The sequence below is a fragment of the Halomonas sp. DN3 genome (assembly GCF_024137905.1).
Classification (GTDB): Bacteria; Pseudomonadota; Gammaproteobacteria; order Pseudomonadales; family Halomonadaceae; genus Halomonas; species Halomonas litopenaei.
Window position 1 is genome coordinate 4,151,634 of sequence record NZ_CP099965.1, and the last position, 14,903, is coordinate 4,166,536.

The following is a 14,903-nucleotide window of genomic DNA, read 5'->3' on the forward strand; positions in this document are numbered from 1 at the left end:
ACGGACCGGCAGGGACCGATACGTCGCTGCCGGCAACAGATAATTAGCCGCGCCGGGCGCGGCGGCGCTCGCCGAAGATCGACTCCCAGATCAGGCCGATGGCGCCCAGGGTGATGCCGATATCCGCCACGTTGAACGCCGGGTAGTACCAGCCCGCCGCGTGAAACGACAGAAAGTCCACCACGTAGCCGTGCACCAGGCGGTCATAGAGGTTACCCAGGGCGCCGCCGATGATCAGCGCGAGACACGCCCCCAGCAGCTTTTCGTCACGCCGCAGGCGACGCATCCAGATCGTCAGACCGACGGTGGCCGCCACCGCGATGGCGGCGAACAGCCAGCGCTGCCAACCGGGGTGATCGGCCAGGAAACTGAAGGCCGCCCCGGTATTGTGCAAAAGCGTCAGATTGAAGAACGGCAGCACCTCCACCGGCGTGGCGTAGGTCAGCGTCTGGCTCATCAGTGCCTTGGTGCCCAGATCGAGCACGACCCAGGCCAGCGCCAGCCACCACCAGCGCAGCGGCTGGCGCATCGGTTCCACCTGTGAACTCATGTGCCCGTCACCCTCCTTGGTCGTGGAATCCGTGGCGTCAGGCATAGTGACGCACCTCGCCCGGACCGTCCGGCAGGTTGCTGACGCAGCGCGAACACAGGTCCGGGTGCTCGGGCAGTGAGCCCACCTCGGGGCGATGGTGCCAGCAGCGCTCGCACTTGGCGTTGTCGCTGGCGCGCACCGCCACCTTGAGCCCTTCGACCTCGGTCTCGGCGGCATCGACTCCTTGGTCGAGCGGCGCCAGGTGGACCTCGCTGGTCAGCATCACGAAGCGCAGCTCGTCGCCCAGGCGCGAGAGCAGTTCGTCAAGCTCGTCGCTGACGTGCAGGGTCACCTCGGCGGCCAGGCTGCCCTTGATGGTCTTGGCGTTGCGGGCGTCTTCCAGGCACTTGTTGACCGCCTGCTTGACCGTCAGCACCCGCTCCCAGAAGTCACGGCCCATGCTGGCGTCGTCGCTGAGGGTGGACAGGCCTTTGTAGTAGGTCTCCAGCAGCACGCTGCGGCCTTCGGCCAGGCCCTTCTCGCCGGGGATGTTCTCGAAGATCTCCTCGGCGGTGAACGACAGGATCGGCGCGACCCAGCGCACCAGCGCCTGGACCACGTGATAGAGGGCGGTCTGGGCACTGCGACGGGCCTGGGAGTCGGACTGGGTGGTGTACTGGCGATCCTTGATCACGTCCAGGTAGAAGCCGCCCAGCTCCCGCGCGCAGAAGCCGTGCACCTGCTGGTAGACGTCGAGGAAGCGGTACTCGTCGTAGGCCGTCTCGATGCGTGCCTGAAGCTGCGCGGCGCGGTCCACCACCCACTGGTCCAGCGCCAGCATGTCGTCGAAGGCCAGGGCGTCACGCTCGGGGTCGAAGCCGTTGAGGTTGGCCAACAGGAAGCGCGCGGTGTTGCGGATACGCCGGTAAACGTCCGCAGTGCGCTTGAGGATCTCGTCGGACACCGCCATCTCGCCGGAATAGTCGGTGGAGGCCACCCACAGACGCAGGATGTCGGCGCCGAGCTTGTCCATTACCTCCTGCGGGGCCACCACGTTGCCCATGGACTTGGACATCTTGCGGCCCTGGGCGTCGACGGTGAAGCCGTGGGTCAACAGGCCCCGGTACGGCGGGTGACCGTCGATGGCGCAGCCGGTCAGCAGCGACGAGTGGAACCAGCCACGGTGCTGGTCCGAGCCCTCCAGGTACAGATCGGCACGCGGGCCACTCTGATGGCCGTGGGGGTGCGAGCCGCGCAGCACGTGGCGGTGGGTGGTGCCGGAGTCGAACCACACGTCCAGGGTATCGGTGACCTTGTCGTACTGACTGGCCTCTTCGCCCAGAAGCTCGGCCGGGTCCAGGCGGAACCAGGCGTCGATGCCGTCGCGATCGACCAGGTCGGCGACCTTCTCGGTCAGCTCCACGGTCTGCGGGTGCAGCTCGCCGCTTTCCTTGTGCAGGAAGAACGGGATCGGCACGCCCCAGTTGCGCTGACGCGAGATGCACCAGTCCGGGCGGTTGGCGATCATGCTGTGCAGCCGCGCCTTGCCCCAGCCCGGGGTGAACTCGGTCGCCTCGATCCCTTCGAGCGCGCTTTCGCGCAGGGTGCGACCGTCATGGCCAGGGATGTCCATGCCGACGAACCACTGGGCGGTGGCCCGGTAGATCACCGGGGTCTTGTGACGCCAGCAGTGCATGTAGCTGTGGGTGATGGTCTTGTGAGCCATCAGCGCGCCGGCCTCGGACAGTGCTTCGACGATCTTCGGGTTGGCCTTCCAGATCAGCATGCCACCGAACAGCGGCAGGTCGTCGACGTAGACGCCGTCGCCCTTGACCACGCTGATGAAGTCGCTGAAGTCCATGCCGTAGCGGCGGCAGGAGTCAAAGTCATCGACGCCATGAACCGGCGCCGAGTGGACGATGCCGGTGCTGCCCTCGTCGCTGGTCACGTAGTCGGCGAGATACATCGGCGCGGTACGCTCATACAGCGGATGATGGAACTCGATCAGCTCCAGCCGTTCGCCACGCGCCGTGGCGATGACCTCACCGCTCAGGCCGAAGCGCTCGAGGCAGCTCTCGACCAGTTCCTCGGCCAGCAGCAACAGCCGCTCGCCGGTGTCGACCAGGGCGTAGTTGAACTCCGGATGGACGTTCAGCGCCTGGTTGGCCGGGATGGTCCAGGGGGTAGTGGTCCAGATGACCACCGCCGCCGGCTTGGGCAGGCTGTCCAGACCGAAGGCGGCGGCCAGCTTGGCGTCGTCTGCGCAGGTGAAGGCCACATCGATGGCGTCGGACTTCTTGTCGGCGTACTCGACCTCGGCCTCGGCCAGGGCCGAACCACAGTCGAAGCACCAGTTGACCGGCTTGAGTCCCTTGAACACGTAGCCGCCCTTGACCATGTCGGCCAGGGCGCGGATCTCGCCGCCCTCGTTGGCGTACTCCATGGAGCGGTAGGGATTGTCCCAGTCGCCGACCACGCCCAGACGCACGAAGTCCTGAAGCTGGCCCTTGACCTGCTCGTCGGCGTACTCGCGACACAGTGCCCGGGCCTTTTCAGGCTCCAGGTGCTTGCCATGAGTGGTCTCCACCTTGTGCTCGATGGGCAGCCCGTGGCAGTCCCAGCCCGGCACGTAGGGTGCGTCGAAGCCCGCCAGGTTCTTCGACTTGACGATGATATCCTTGAGGATCTTGTTGACGGCGTGACCGATGTGAATGCTGCCGTTGGCGTAGGGAGGGCCATCGTGCAGCACGAAGACCTCCTGGCCCTGGCGTGCTTCGCGCAAGCGCTGGTAAATGTCCAGCTTCTGCCACTGCTCGACCCGCGCCGGCTCGCGCTTGGGGAGCATGCCGCGCATGGGGAATTCGGTTTCTGGCAGATTCAGAGTGTGCTTGTAGTCGCTCATAGTCCTGGGGTCAGCCGTCGTCATGATCGGCGGGGGCCTGCCCCGCCGGGGAATCCTGGGTTGCGGCCTCGCGCGCACGTGGCGCCGATGCCAGAGGATAGGGTCGTGGGCCGTCAGGGTCCCGGGCAAAGACTGCTCGCGCCCGGTCGATGTCGGCATATATCTGGGTCTTCAGCGCGGCGAAGTCCGCGAAGGTCTCTTCACCGCGCAGCTTGGCGCAGGGCACCACCGTCAGGCGTTTGCCATACAGATCCGCCTGCATGTCCAGCAGATGCGCCTCCAGCACCGGACGCGGCGACCCTACCGTGGGCCGCCAGCCGATATTGACCACCGCGGGATGACGCTGGGACGCCTCGCCATCGCTGCCGTCGTGGATCTCCACCGTCGCCGCATAGACACCGCGCAGCACCAGCGGACCCGGCAGCAGCGGCAGGTTGGCGGTGGGCACGCCGATGGTGCGCCCGCGCTGCTGGTCACGCACCACCCGGCCACTGACGCGGTAAGGCCGGCCCAGCAGGCGCGCCGCCGCCTCGAAGTTGCCACAGGCCAGCAGGGTGCGCACCCGTGTGCTCGACACCCTGTCATCGTCGATGCGAAAGGTCAGGGTATGTTCGACGCTGAAGCCGCTGCTGCGACCGGCTTCGGTCAGCAGGGCGAAATCACCGCGACGATCGCAGCCGAAGCGGAAGTCGTCGCCCACCACCAGATGGCGTACGCCGAGCCCCTCCAGCAGCACCCGTTCGATGAATTCTGCCGCCGTCAGCTGGCGCAGCGATTCATTGAACGGCAGACACAGCACCCGATCGACGCCGCACTCCTTGAGCAGGCCGACCTTGTCGCGCAACCGCGTCAGGCGCGGTGGCGCCTGGTCGCCGGCAAAGTACTCGCGCGGCTGGGGTTCGAACACCACCACGGTCACCGGCAGTCCGCTGCGCGCCGCCTCGGCGTGGCACTGCTCAAGGATCGCCCGATGGCCCAGGTGCACCCCATCGAAGTTGCCGATGGTCGCCACCGTGCCACGGTGCTCCTCGCGCAGATTGTGCAGGCCTCGAATTACTTCCATGAGTCGGGTCACACCGAACCTAAAGGGAGTCGATTATAGCGAAGTGCGGGGCGCCGCGTCTTCCCACCGTCTGAAGGCGTCTGGGTGGGCAGACAGCTTTCTGACAAACCCCAGCCCTAACCCTTGAGCCGAAACTGGCGGACTCTGACTCCTGTCAGCCCCAGCCAGGCGAAGTACGCAAGCCCGCCGGCCGCCACCAGCGCTGCCATCCAAAGTGCCCGAGGCATGAGCCCCCAGCCGAGCCACTGGTGCCACTCCGGCGCCAGCAACACAAGCACCAGGCCCATGGCCACACAGCCGCCTCCGAGCTGCACGGCAAAGCGCCCCCAGCCGGGCTGGAAGCGCAGCACGCCCTGCCTGCGCAGCAGCCAGGCCAGCATCCCGGCATTGAGGAAGGCCGACAGCGCGGTGGCCAGCGCCAGCCCGGCGTGGGCCAGTGGCCAGATCAGGATCAGGTTGAACACCATATTGGCGACCATCGCAATGATACCGACCTTGACCGGCGTCTTGGTGTCCTGGCGGGCAAAGAACCCCGGCGCCAGCACCTTGATCAGCATGAAGGCGACCAGGCCGAGGGCATAGGCACGCAGGCTCATCGCCGCCATCACGATATCGTTGTCGGTCATGGCGCCGTAGTGGAACAGCGTGATCAACAGCGGCTCGGCCAGCAGCGCCAGCGCCAGCGCCGCTGGCAGCCCCAGCAGCAGCACCGCTCGCAGCGCCCAGTCCAGCATCTGGCTGAAGTGCTCGGAGGACGCCTCGGCGTGGCGCCGCGACAGCGCCGGCAGGATCACCGTACCGATGGCCACGCCGAACACCCCCAGTGGCAGCTCCACCAGGCGGTCTGAATAGTAGAGCCAGGACACGCTGCCCGCCGCCAGCAGCGAGGCCAGGATGGTGTCCAGCAGCAGATTGATCTGCGACACCGAGACTCCGAACAACGCCGGCGCCATCAGTCGAAGGATGCGCCGCACACCCTCGTGGGCGAAGTTGGGCCAGGGCCGGGGCATCAGCCCGAGCCTCACCAGAAAGGGCACCTGAAACAGCAGTTGCGCGGCACCGGCGATCAGCACGCCCCAGGCCAGCGCCATGGCCGGCTCGCTCATCATCGGCGTCAGCACCAGCGCCGCACCGATCAGCGACAGGTTCAGCAGCACCGGGGTGAAGGCCGGTACCGCGAAGCGATTCCAGGTATTGAGCACGCTGCCGGCGAAGGCGGTCAGCGAGATCAACAGCAGATACGGGAACGTCAGCCGAAGCATGTCGGTGGTCAGCGCGAGCTTGTCGGGATCTCGCGCAAAGCCAGGAGCAAACACCCAGGTCAACCAGGGCGCGGCGACGATGGCCAGGGCGGTGATCAGCGCCAGCACCGCCGCCAGGCTACCGCACACCGCATTGAGCAGTTCGCGTATCTCTTCGCGGGTGCGGGTGGTCGAGTACTCCGACAGCACCGGCACGAAGGCCTGATTGAAGGCACCCTCGGCGAACAGCCGACGCATGAAGTTGGGGATCTTGAAGGCCACGAAGAAGGCGTCGGCGCCCTGTCCTGCACCCAGCAGGGTGGCGATCACCACGTCGCGCACCAGCCCCAGCACCCGGGACAGCATGGTCATGCTGCTGACCACCAGCCCCGAGCGCATCAGGCCCCGACGCACTGGCGCCTTGGCGCCCCCCACCGAGGTGCCCGCTCCCTGCTCCAGAGCCTGATCAATGTCCTCATCCGAGGCCTGCTGTCGACGCTCGTCGGTCACGTCACTGATTCCTTGCTAGCGGGTTCCCTGCTCAATTCCCGGCTCGTTTGTCCGGCCCTCTTGCCACGCTGACAGTCCCCGCCCTGTGGCTCGCCATCGCCCGGAGAAGGGCGACGAATGGGCACCGGGGCGCCGCGGGTCATCAATTGGCAGGCACAAAAAAACCGGCCGTAGCCGGTTTTTCGCGTGCGCGACACGGACGCATCCGCGTCACGCCGAAAGCGCGGGACCGGCTTACGCAGCCAGCGCCTTGATGCGCTTGTTCAGACGGCTCTTGATGCGAGCGGCCTTCTTCTTGGACAGGGTGTCCTTGTCGGCGATGCGGTCGATGACCGGCTGCGCCGCCTTGAAGGCGTCCATTGCCTGAGCGTGGTCACCGCTGTTGATCGCCTTGATCACGCGCTTGACGTAAGTGCGGACCATGCTGCGCTGGCCTGCCTTCAGGACACGACGAGATTCTGCCTGACGGGCGCGCTTACGGGCTTGCTTGCTGTTAGCCACTGACTGTCTCCTTGGAGAAAGTTGTCGTCACCGTCGCACGATGACTTGATAACGTATTGATCCAACAGGGAAATAAAAAATCCCCGTCGGCCTGGCCATCTGGCCGACCGCCATCGCAAGCACTGTCGCGAGGCAATCGTTACGGGCCGTGTCTGAGAGGATGGCGCATCCTATCATGTCAAGGTACTGCGCGCCAGCCTTTTAGGGCCTGGCGCGCCTGGCTCACTCCACCGACCCTGTGCCCGGCCAGCGGCGGCCACCGCAACGGTCATCGCGCCACTTGTCACGACGCCACGGGCGCCTCAGGTCACCGCAGACGTCGCCGCCGCCATCACCGCTCGAATCACTTCAGCTTCGACTGGATCATCTGCTTGACGAAGCGCTGACGCTCCTGCAGCCGCAGCCCCTGGATCGCCTCCGCCAGATCATGAGCCTCTTCGCCCACGTGCCAGTAGAGCTGACGGCGAGTGCTGATCGCCTGGTAGGCGGCCTCCGCCACTTCCTTCGGGCCCAGAGTAATCTCCTGCTCCGTGCACACCATGGAGTCAGGGTTGTTGGAGTTCATCGGTGTATTGATCAGACCGGGTTCGATGATCCCTACATAGATGCCATCGGACTCCAGCTCGATACTCAGCGACTCGCCCAGCGACGTCACGAACGACTTGGTCGCACCGTACACGCTGAACATCGGCAGCCCGGTGATCGCCGACGCCGACGACGTCAGCAGGATGGCGCCAGCCTCGGACGCCATCACGTAGGGCAGCGCTTCCTTGACGATGTAGATCGTGCCCATGGCATTGATCAGGTTCATCATCTCGTACTTTTCGAGCTCGACGTCCTTGAACAGGCCACTCGCCTGAATCCCGGCATTGGAGTGGACGACATCGATCACTCCACCGCAGACGGTGGCGAACTGCTCGATGGCGTCATGCACACCGGCACGACAGGAGACATCGCACTTGTAGGCAAACAGGTTCGCCTGCCCTTGCGCCTGCAGCTCGTTCAGCGCCTTGACGTTGATATCCAGGCCACCGACCTTGAAGCCCTTCTCCAAAAACAGTTTGACGACCTCAAAGCCGACGCCGGAACCAGCACCCGTTACCAGAATAGACTTCATCGACAACGCTCCCTCTTCTCCAAAGACCGCTAAGACCACGCACCAGGGCACGCTTCAGCTTCAAGGCTCACGCAACAGGACAGATGTCGCGCATGCGCCGCCAACAGCGGCTGCTGTCGGCGGCGCATAAGAGCACGGAGAAAAGACGGGAACCATATCCCTAAAGAGAGGTGCCAGCAGCAACAAGAGGCGCGCTACCGCCCTGGGTCAAGCCAGCACCACAAGATTGTCGCGGTGAATCAGCTCCGGCGCCTCCATATAGCCGAGCAACTCACAGATGCGCCCGCTGGGCTGGCCGAGAATCTTGCGCGCGTCCTCGGCGTTGTAGTTGACCAGCCCCTTGGCGATCCGCTCACCCTGCTCGTCGACGCACAGCACCATATCGCCGCGCGCAAAGTCACCCGAGGAGGCCTTGACCCCCACCGGCAACAGCGACGAGCCACTGCCGCGCAGCACCCGTACCGCGCCGGCGTCCAGGGTCAGGGTACCGCGCACCTGCAGCTGGCCGGCGAGCCAGCGCTTGCGCGCAGCGATGGGGGCCCGGTCCGGGGTCAACAGGGTGCCCAGCCGCTCGCCATCGGCCAGCCGCTCCAGTACCCGGGGCTGGCGACCGCTGGCGATCACCGTGACCGCCCCGCTGCGCGCGGCCAGGCGCGCCGCGCGCACCTTGGTGGTCATGCCACCGCGCCCCAGGGCACCGCCGCCGCCAGCCACCGCCGCCAGGCGCGCATCGTCGGCGCGCCCCTCCTCGATCAGCCGGGCGCTGGGGTCGTGGCGCGGGTCGGCGTCGAACAAGCCCTCCTGATCGGTCAGGATGACCAGCGCATCGGCCTCGAGCAGATTGGCCACCAGGGCGCCAAGGGTATCGTTGTCGCCAAAGCGGATCTCGTCGGTGACCACGGTGTCGTTTTCATTGATCACCGGCACCACCTTGAGGTCCACCAGCGTGCTCAGCGCCGAGCGCGCGTTGAGGTAACGCTTGCGATTGGATAGATCGTCGTGGGTCAGCAGAATCTGCGCGGTCACAAGGCCGTGACGACCGAAGTGATTCTCGTAGGTTTCGGTCAGCACGTTCTGCCCCACCGCCGCAGCGGCCTGGAGCTCTCGCACCGATGACGGGCGAGCCCGCCAGCCGAGACGCACCATGCCTGCCGCCACGGCCCCGGAAGACACCAGCACCACCTCGATGCCGCGACTCGCCAGGGCGGCGATCTGATCCACCCAGCCACCGATGGCGGGGTCATCGAGGCCACGCCCGTCGTTGGTCAACAGGGCGCTGCCAATCTTCACCACCACCCGCCGCGCGCTGGACAGGGCGTCACGCCCCGGGACCCGCTCTCCGCTGTGCATCCTTTTCTCGCCCCGCTGCTCTGGCCGAACGGGGAGGCTGTCGACTCCCCTGACGACCGCTATTGAACGTATTCGACCTCGACGTCGTAGTCGTCGTCATCGAGATCGTCATCGTCGTCTTCGTCACGCTTGCGACGGCGACCCAGGCGCGCCTCTGTCCTGGCCACCGCCTCATCTTCCATGCGCCGGCGCATCTCCTGCTCGCGCTCCATGGCCTCTTCATCCTCGTTCTCGAGGGTGCGCTGCTCGGTCAGCCAGCGATGGGCCGCCTGCACCAGTGCCTCGGTGCCGACGTTGGAGATCGCCGAGATACGAAAGACCGGGCCTTCCCAGCCGAGTCGACGCACGATCTCGTCGGCGGCAGCCTCGCGCTCGTCCTCGGGCAGCAGGTCGAGCTTGTTGAGCACCAGCCAGCGCGGGCGCTCGGCCAGGGTCGGCGAGAACTCGCCCAGCTCATGGATGATCGCCTCGGCGGCTTCCACCGGATCGGACTCATCGAACGGCGCCACATCCACTACGTGGAACAGCAGGCGGGTACGCGTCAGGTGCTTGAGAAAGCGCAGCCCCAGGCCGGCACCGTCGGAAGCGCCCTCGATCAGCCCCGGCACGTCGGCCATGACGAAGTGCTCGTGCATGCCGAGCTTCACCACTCCCAGGTTCGGCACCAGGGTGGTGAAGGGGTAGTTGGCCACCTTGGGCTTGGCCGCCGACACCGAGCGGATCAGCGTCGACTTGCCGGCGTTGGGCAGGCCCAGCAGACCGACATCGGCCATCACCTTCATCTCCAGGCGCAGGTTGCGCCGCTCACCTTCGGTGCCCGGCGTGGTACGCCGTGGTGCCCGATTGGTGGAGGACTTGAAGTGAATGTTGCCGAGCCCACGGCGACCGCCCTGGGCCACCTGCACCACCTGGCCGATCTCGGTCACGTCGGCGATCACCTCGAGGGTATCCTCGTCGATCACCGTGGTACCCACGGGCACCTTGACGTGGAGATCCTCGCCAGCGCGGCCGCTCATCTGGCGACCCTGGCCGGGCTGGCCGTTCTGCGCCTTGTAGAAGCGCTGATACTTGAAATCGATCAGCGTATTGAGGGCATCGTCACCGATCAGGTAGACGCTGCCACCATGGCCGCCATCGCCGCCATCCGGGCCGCCCTTGGGCACGTACTTCTCGCGCCGGAAGCTCAGGCAACCGTTACCTCCGTTGCCTGCCTCCACGATGATCGAGGCTTCGTCGACGAACTGCATCTATCACTCTCCTGGCGGATGCTTTCCACCATGATACAAGAAGGCCCCGCGCTTGGCGGGGCCTTCCGGGACCTGTCGGCAAGCGAGTCACGCTCGCCGGCGGCCCATGGCGTTCGGGCGGTCTCAGGCAGAGACGACGCTGACGAACTTACGGTTCTTCGGACCCTTGGTCTCGAACTTGACCACGCCTTCGTCCAGAGCGAACAGGGTGTGGTCCTTGCCGATGCCAACACCGGTGCCGGCGTGGAAACGGGTGCCACGCTGACGCACGATGATGTTACCCGGGGTCACGGCCTGGCCACCGAACAGCTTGACGCCAAGGCGTTTGCTTTCACTGTCGCGACCGTTACGTGTGGAGCCGGCTGCCTTCTTATGAGCCATTGCAAAGTCCTCGCTCGTTGAGGGAATAGTCCGCTACGCATTCGCCCGAGGGCGAGGCGTATTTAGGCAGAAATTCCGGTGATTTTAACTTCGGTGAACCACTGACGGTGGCCCTGACGCTTCATGCTGTGCTTGCGGCGACGGAACTTGATGATAGTCACCTTCTCGCCACGGCCGTGGGCGACGATTTCGGCGCTGACCTTGGCACCCTCGACCAGCGGGGCACCAACGGTGACGTCGTCATCGTTGCCGACCAGCAGAACCTCGTCGAACTCGACGGTATCGCCGGTGGGGATTTCCAGTTTCTCGAGCTTGAGAGTCTGGCCTTCCTGAACGCGGTACTGCTTGCCACCGCTCTTGATCACTGCGTACATGCTGTTTCTCCAGAAACTCATCGGGGTTGGCTCTTGATCGACCTGCTTCGAGTGGCGCCCCTTTTGGCAGCCATCTGACAGGGAGCATGGATGAGTGGGCCGCGTATTATAGCGACACCCTCGCGTGGGCACAACCCGACAACCAGCGTCAAGTGGCGAGACCGGAAAAAACCCCGCGCGAGGCCGCCGCCGGGCGCTAATCGTCTTGACGCCCCCATGGGCGGCCCATAGCATGACCGGCAACCCAAGGCCCACGGCCTCCCTCACCTCCAGTCGAAGCCGCCTTCATGTCAGTCAACGCCACCCCGTCACCATCAGCAGCTCCTTCGCCGATTCACGCGGTGGTCGCCGACGACTTCGCCGCCGTCAACCAGACCATCCTCGACCAGCTCGCCTCGCGCATCCCGCTGGTGGAGACCATCGGCCAGTACATCATCGAAAGCGGCGGCAAGCGTCTGCGCCCTCTGCTGGTGCTGCTGGCGGCACGCGCGCTGGAGTATCAGGGCGATCGTCACATCACCCTGGCGACGCTGATCGAGTTCATGCACACCTCGACGCTGTTGCATGACGACGTGGTCGACGAGTCGCACATGCGTCGCGGCAAGGCCACCGCCAACGACGCCTGGGGCAACGCGCCCTCGGTGCTGGTCGGCGACTTTCTGTATTCGCGCTCGTTTCAGATGATGGTCGAGGTCGGCTCCATGCGCATCATGGAGGTGCTGTCCGCCGCCACCTGCACCATCGCTGAGGGCGAGGTTCAGCAGCTGACCAATGTGGGCAATCCCGACACCGACGAGGCCGCCTACTTCGACACCATCCTCGGCAAGACCGCGATGCTGTTCGAGGCCGCCTCCCACAGCGGCGCCATCCTGGCCGGCGCCGACGAACGCCAGGAACAGGCGCTGGCGCTGTACGGACGCTACCTGGGTCTGGCGTTCCAGCTGGTCGACGACCTGCTCGACTACGAAGGTGACGCCAAGGCCATGGGCAAGAACGTCGGCGACGACCTGGCCGAAGGCAAGCCCACCCTGCCGCTGATCCAGGCCATGGCCGCCGGCACCCCCGACCAGACCCGCCTGGTGCGTCGCGCCATCCGCAAGGGCGGACTCGACCACCTCGACGAGGTGCTGGCCATCGTCAAGTCCACCGGCGCACTGGACTACACCCGCCAGAAGGCCGAAGAGATGGCCGCCAAGGCCCTGGCCGAACTCGACCATCTGCCGCCCTCGCCCTACCGCGACAGCATGGCCGAACTGGCCCGCCTGGCGGTGGAACGCAAGACCTGAAAATCACCGGGCAAGTGCCCTCAAGTGACGGGGAAGCTGGAAAAAAGTGGCTGACTCGGGCTCGCGAGGGTTGCATCATCCACACGGATCCGTATACTACGCATCCGTTGAGGGACACACCTCAAACATCGGAGTATAGCTCAGCTTGGTAGAGCGCTGCCTTCGGGAGGCAGAGGTCGTAGGTTCGAATCCTGCTACTCCGACCAAGAATTTAGTAAAGACGGCCACTTAGCTCATCAGAGCGGTGGCCGTTTTTCGTTGCACGCCCCCCTTCACCTCCCCACGTCTTGCAAGTCCGTCACCGCTGACCCACTCTTTCTAGATGCTCGACGCTGCACAATAAAGGCAGCGTCATACGTGGAGATCATGGATTCGATCTCGCCCTCCCCTAACCGACAAGGACCTCTCCCATGGAATGGATCTCCAGCCACGGTACCTTTCTGCAATTCATGACCAGCCTCGGCACTTTGGCGGTCTGGATCTTCTACGCTCAGTTGCTCTACGCCGGCTTCCGTCGCCAGCGGCGCCCCAAGGTGGTCATCAATCAGGTGATGGGCTTGTCCACCCAGGGCCGCTGCCTGATCAGCAACATGAGCGCCGAGGGCATCCATATCGAGACCGTCCAGGTGTGGCTGCACGAGAAGTGCGGAATACGACGCTGCACCGTGTCGGAGGTGGATACCGACGAAAACGGAGATACCCCCACCTCCATCTCCAGGGGGACGCTGCAGGGTCCTCTGCCATCCAACGCCCACCTGGATGCCGGCGAAATCGATAGTCTGGTGCGCCGGGCACGCGCCGCCGACATCGAGGACGAAGACAACACCCTGTGTGAGGGTGAAGACAGCGACTACGTGCTCGAGTTGCTGGTCCTGTACATCTACAGCTCCGCCCCCGGCATCATGGGGGCCAGCCGCTCCTTTGTGTTCGACGACAACGGACAGGCGCGCCCCCACCACCTGGAAACGCAACAACTCAGGGGCTACCGCGACCGCAAGCGCATGGCGCGTATCTATCGCAACTATCTGGACCGCTGAGGCTCCAGACAGCACCTTGCCCTGAGCCTGAAGATGCCCCAGGGCAAGACTGCTCCTTCATCTCCCGCCAGCGGCGGCTAGCCGTTGAACACCGACAGCAATACCAGCGACAGCTGCGGTACGTAGGCGATCACCAGCAAGGTCAGGATCATCACGATCACGAAGGGCACGATGCCCTTGATCACGGTGCCAAGCGAGGCATTGCCGATGCGCGAGGCCACGAACAGATTGATCCCCAGCGGTGGCGTGATGAAGCCGATGGCCAGGCTGACCACCATGACGATGCCGAAGTGCACTGGATCGATACCCATGGAGGTCGCCACCGGATAGAGAATCGGTGACAGCACCAGAATCGCCGGGGTGGTATCCATGACGCAGCCCACCAGCAGCAGCATTACCAGGATGACCAGCAGCAACACCGCAGGGCTCGACGAGAACTGCAGCATGAAGTCGGCGATCGCCACCGGGATCTGCTCAATGGTCAGGATGCGGGCGAAGGTCGAGGCGCAGCCCAGGATCACCATCACCGTGCCGGTGGTGGCGCAGGACCCAGCGATGGTCTTGAAGATATCCCGGGGCGACAGCTCGCGATGGATGAACACCCCACAGACAAAGGCGTACACCGCCGCCACTGCCGCCGCCTCGGTGGGAGTGAAGATGCCCGCATAGATGCCCCCCAGGATGATTACCGGATTGAGCAGCGCCCACTTGGCCTCCCACACCAGGCACAGGGTCTTGCGCCCATCGAAGGGGGTATCATCGCCCTTCCAGCCCATCTTGCGGGAATAGAAGTAGGCGTAGGCGATCAGCACCAGACCAATCAACAGTCCCGGCAGGACACCGCCGAGGAACATGTTGGAGATCGAGGTCCCGGTGGAGACCCCGTACAGCACCATCGGGATCGAAGGCGGAATGATCACGCCGATACTGCCGGCCGCCGCCACCAGCGCCAGCACGAAGGACTTCGAGTAGCCGGCCTCGAGCATGGTCGGCACCACCATGGACCCCACCGCTGCGACCGTGGCCGGGCCCGAGCCCGATACCGCGGCAAAGAACATGCACACCACCACGGTGACGATGGCAAGACCCCCGGTGAAGCGACCAAAGAAGGCGGAGGCCACCCCGAGAATCCGCCGCGACACGCCGCCGGCCCCCATCAGGTCGCCGGCCAGAATAAATAGCGGTATGGCCATGATCGGGAAGCTATCGGTGGCCGATACCAGGGTCTGGGCCACATAGAGCTCGGACAGGGTGCCGAAGGACAGGATGGTCACCACACAGGACAGACCGATGGCGATGCCCACAGGGACGTTCAGGATCAACAATACGACCAGGCTCAAGAACAATACCGTCGCGGTCATC

At 65.0% G+C, this 14,903-nt stretch carries 13 protein-coding genes and 1 tRNA gene; 3 read left to right on the forward strand and 11 right to left on the reverse strand.

The genetic code is table 11. The features are described 5' to 3' along the window. Positions 1-43: 43 nt before the first annotated feature. The 10 genes from lspA to rplU form a co-directional block, all read right to left on the reverse strand. On the reverse strand, positions 44-550 hold the full coding sequence (gene lspA, locus NKF27_RS17875; protein ID WP_231498700.1) for a signal peptidase II: 507 nt from the start codon (positions 548-550) through the stop codon (positions 44-46). Between the two features lie 37 nt (positions 551-587). Then, positions 588-3,434, reverse strand: a complete 2,847-nt coding sequence (gene ileS / locus NKF27_RS17880) for an isoleucine--tRNA ligase (RefSeq protein WP_253553948.1) — start codon at positions 3,432-3,434, stop codon at positions 588-590. A 10-nt stretch (positions 3,435-3,444) separates the two neighbouring features. Beyond that, the gene (gene ribF, locus NKF27_RS17885; RefSeq protein WP_108133523.1) at positions 3,445-4,497 is read right to left on the reverse strand and encodes a bifunctional riboflavin kinase/FAD synthetase; all 1,053 of its coding nucleotides are present in this window, start codon (positions 4,495-4,497) and stop codon (positions 3,445-3,447) included. Positions 4,498-4,613: 116 nt separating this feature from the next. Then, on the reverse strand, positions 4,614-6,137 hold the full coding sequence (gene murJ, locus NKF27_RS17890) for a murein biosynthesis integral membrane protein MurJ (protein WP_253556504.1): 1,524 nt from the start codon (positions 6,135-6,137) through the stop codon (positions 4,614-4,616). Between the two features lie 345 nt (positions 6,138-6,482). After that, on the reverse strand, positions 6,483-6,749 hold the full coding sequence (rpsT, locus tag NKF27_RS17895) for a 30S ribosomal protein S20 (protein ID WP_045994444.1): 267 nt from the start codon (positions 6,747-6,749) through the stop codon (positions 6,483-6,485). A gap of 343 nt (positions 6,750-7,092) precedes the next feature. Further along, positions 7,093-7,866, reverse strand: a complete 774-nt coding sequence (locus NKF27_RS17900; protein ID WP_253553964.1) for an SDR family NAD(P)-dependent oxidoreductase — start codon at positions 7,864-7,866, stop codon at positions 7,093-7,095. A gap of 207 nt (positions 7,867-8,073) precedes the next feature. Continuing rightward, the gene (gene proB, locus NKF27_RS17905; protein WP_108133521.1) at positions 8,074-9,216 is read right to left on the reverse strand and encodes a glutamate 5-kinase; all 1,143 of its coding nucleotides are present in this window, start codon (positions 9,214-9,216) and stop codon (positions 8,074-8,076) included. 59 nt (positions 9,217-9,275) lie between these two features. Next, positions 9,276-10,463 (reverse strand): Obg family GTPase CgtA, encoded by a 1,188-nt coding sequence (gene cgtA, locus NKF27_RS17910; protein WP_108133520.1) that lies wholly within the window; start codon positions 10,461-10,463, stop codon positions 9,276-9,278. A gap of 123 nt (positions 10,464-10,586) precedes the next feature. Continuing rightward, positions 10,587-10,844, reverse strand: coding sequence for a 50S ribosomal protein L27 (rpmA, locus tag NKF27_RS17915; RefSeq protein ID WP_045994440.1), 258 nt, complete (start codon positions 10,842-10,844; stop codon positions 10,587-10,589). A gap of 62 nt (positions 10,845-10,906) precedes the next feature. Further along, the gene (rplU, locus tag NKF27_RS17920) at positions 10,907-11,218 is read right to left on the reverse strand and encodes a 50S ribosomal protein L21 (protein ID WP_045994439.1); all 312 of its coding nucleotides are present in this window, start codon (positions 11,216-11,218) and stop codon (positions 10,907-10,909) included. A 287-nt stretch (positions 11,219-11,505) separates the two neighbouring features. Here rplU and ispB point away from each other — a divergent pair, with 287 nt between their 5' ends. From ispB to NKF27_RS17935, 3 genes are all read left to right on the forward strand, one after another. Further along, positions 11,506-12,504 (forward strand): octaprenyl diphosphate synthase, encoded by a 999-nt coding sequence (gene ispB / locus NKF27_RS17925; RefSeq protein WP_045994438.1) that lies wholly within the window; start codon positions 11,506-11,508, stop codon positions 12,502-12,504. Positions 12,505-12,633: 129 nt separating this feature from the next. Then, positions 12,634-12,710 (forward strand) — tRNA-Pro (locus tag NKF27_RS17930). A gap of 204 nt (positions 12,711-12,914) precedes the next feature. Beyond that, the gene (locus NKF27_RS17935; protein WP_213230446.1) at positions 12,915-13,541 is read left to right on the forward strand and encodes a hypothetical protein; all 627 of its coding nucleotides are present in this window, start codon (positions 12,915-12,917) and stop codon (positions 13,539-13,541) included. A gap of 77 nt (positions 13,542-13,618) precedes the next feature. Here NKF27_RS17935 and NKF27_RS17940 read toward each other — a convergent pair whose 3' ends face one another. Next, positions 13,619-14,902: a TRAP transporter large permease gene (locus tag NKF27_RS17940; protein WP_253553966.1), complete on the reverse strand. Its 1,284-nt coding sequence runs from the start codon at positions 14,900-14,902 to the stop codon at positions 13,619-13,621. Between the last annotated feature and the right edge of the window lies 1 nt (position 14,903).

Bases quoted from the DNA above. Each gene is read 5' to 3' on its own strand.
- NKF27_RS17940 (WP_253553966.1), bottom strand. From the start codon at position 14,902: ATGACCGCGACGGTATTGTTCTTGAGCCTGGTCGTATTGTTGATCCTG.
- cgtA (WP_108133520.1), bottom strand. From the start codon at position 10,463: ATGCAGTTCGTCGACGAAGCCTCGATCATCGTGGAGGCAGGCAACGGA.
- murJ (WP_253556504.1), bottom strand. From the start codon at position 6,137: ATGCGCTCGGGGCTGGTGGTCAGCAGCATGACCATGCTGTCCCGGGTG.
- NKF27_RS17935 (WP_213230446.1), top strand. From the start codon at position 12,915: ATGGAATGGATCTCCAGCCACGGTACCTTTCTGCAATTCATGACCAGC.
- lspA (WP_231498700.1), bottom strand. From the start codon at position 550: ATGAGTTCACAGGTGGAACCGATGCGCCAGCCGCTGCGCTGGTGGTGG.
- ispB (WP_045994438.1), top strand. From the start codon at position 11,506: ATGTCAGTCAACGCCACCCCGTCACCATCAGCAGCTCCTTCGCCGATT.
- ileS (WP_253553948.1), bottom strand. From the start codon at position 3,434: ATGAGCGACTACAAGCACACTCTGAATCTGCCAGAAACCGAATTCCCC.
- rpmA (WP_045994440.1), bottom strand. From the start codon at position 10,844: ATGGCTCATAAGAAGGCAGCCGGCTCCACACGTAACGGTCGCGACAGT.
- rplU (WP_045994439.1), bottom strand. From the start codon at position 11,218: ATGTACGCAGTGATCAAGAGCGGTGGCAAGCAGTACCGCGTTCAGGAA.
- ribF (WP_108133523.1), bottom strand. From the start codon at position 4,497: ATGGAAGTAATTCGAGGCCTGCACAATCTGCGCGAGGAGCACCGTGGC.
- NKF27_RS17900 (WP_253553964.1), bottom strand. From the start codon at position 7,866: ATGAAGTCTATTCTGGTAACGGGTGCTGGTTCCGGCGTCGGCTTTGAG.
- proB (WP_108133521.1), bottom strand. From the start codon at position 9,216: ATGCACAGCGGAGAGCGGGTCCCGGGGCGTGACGCCCTGTCCAGCGCG.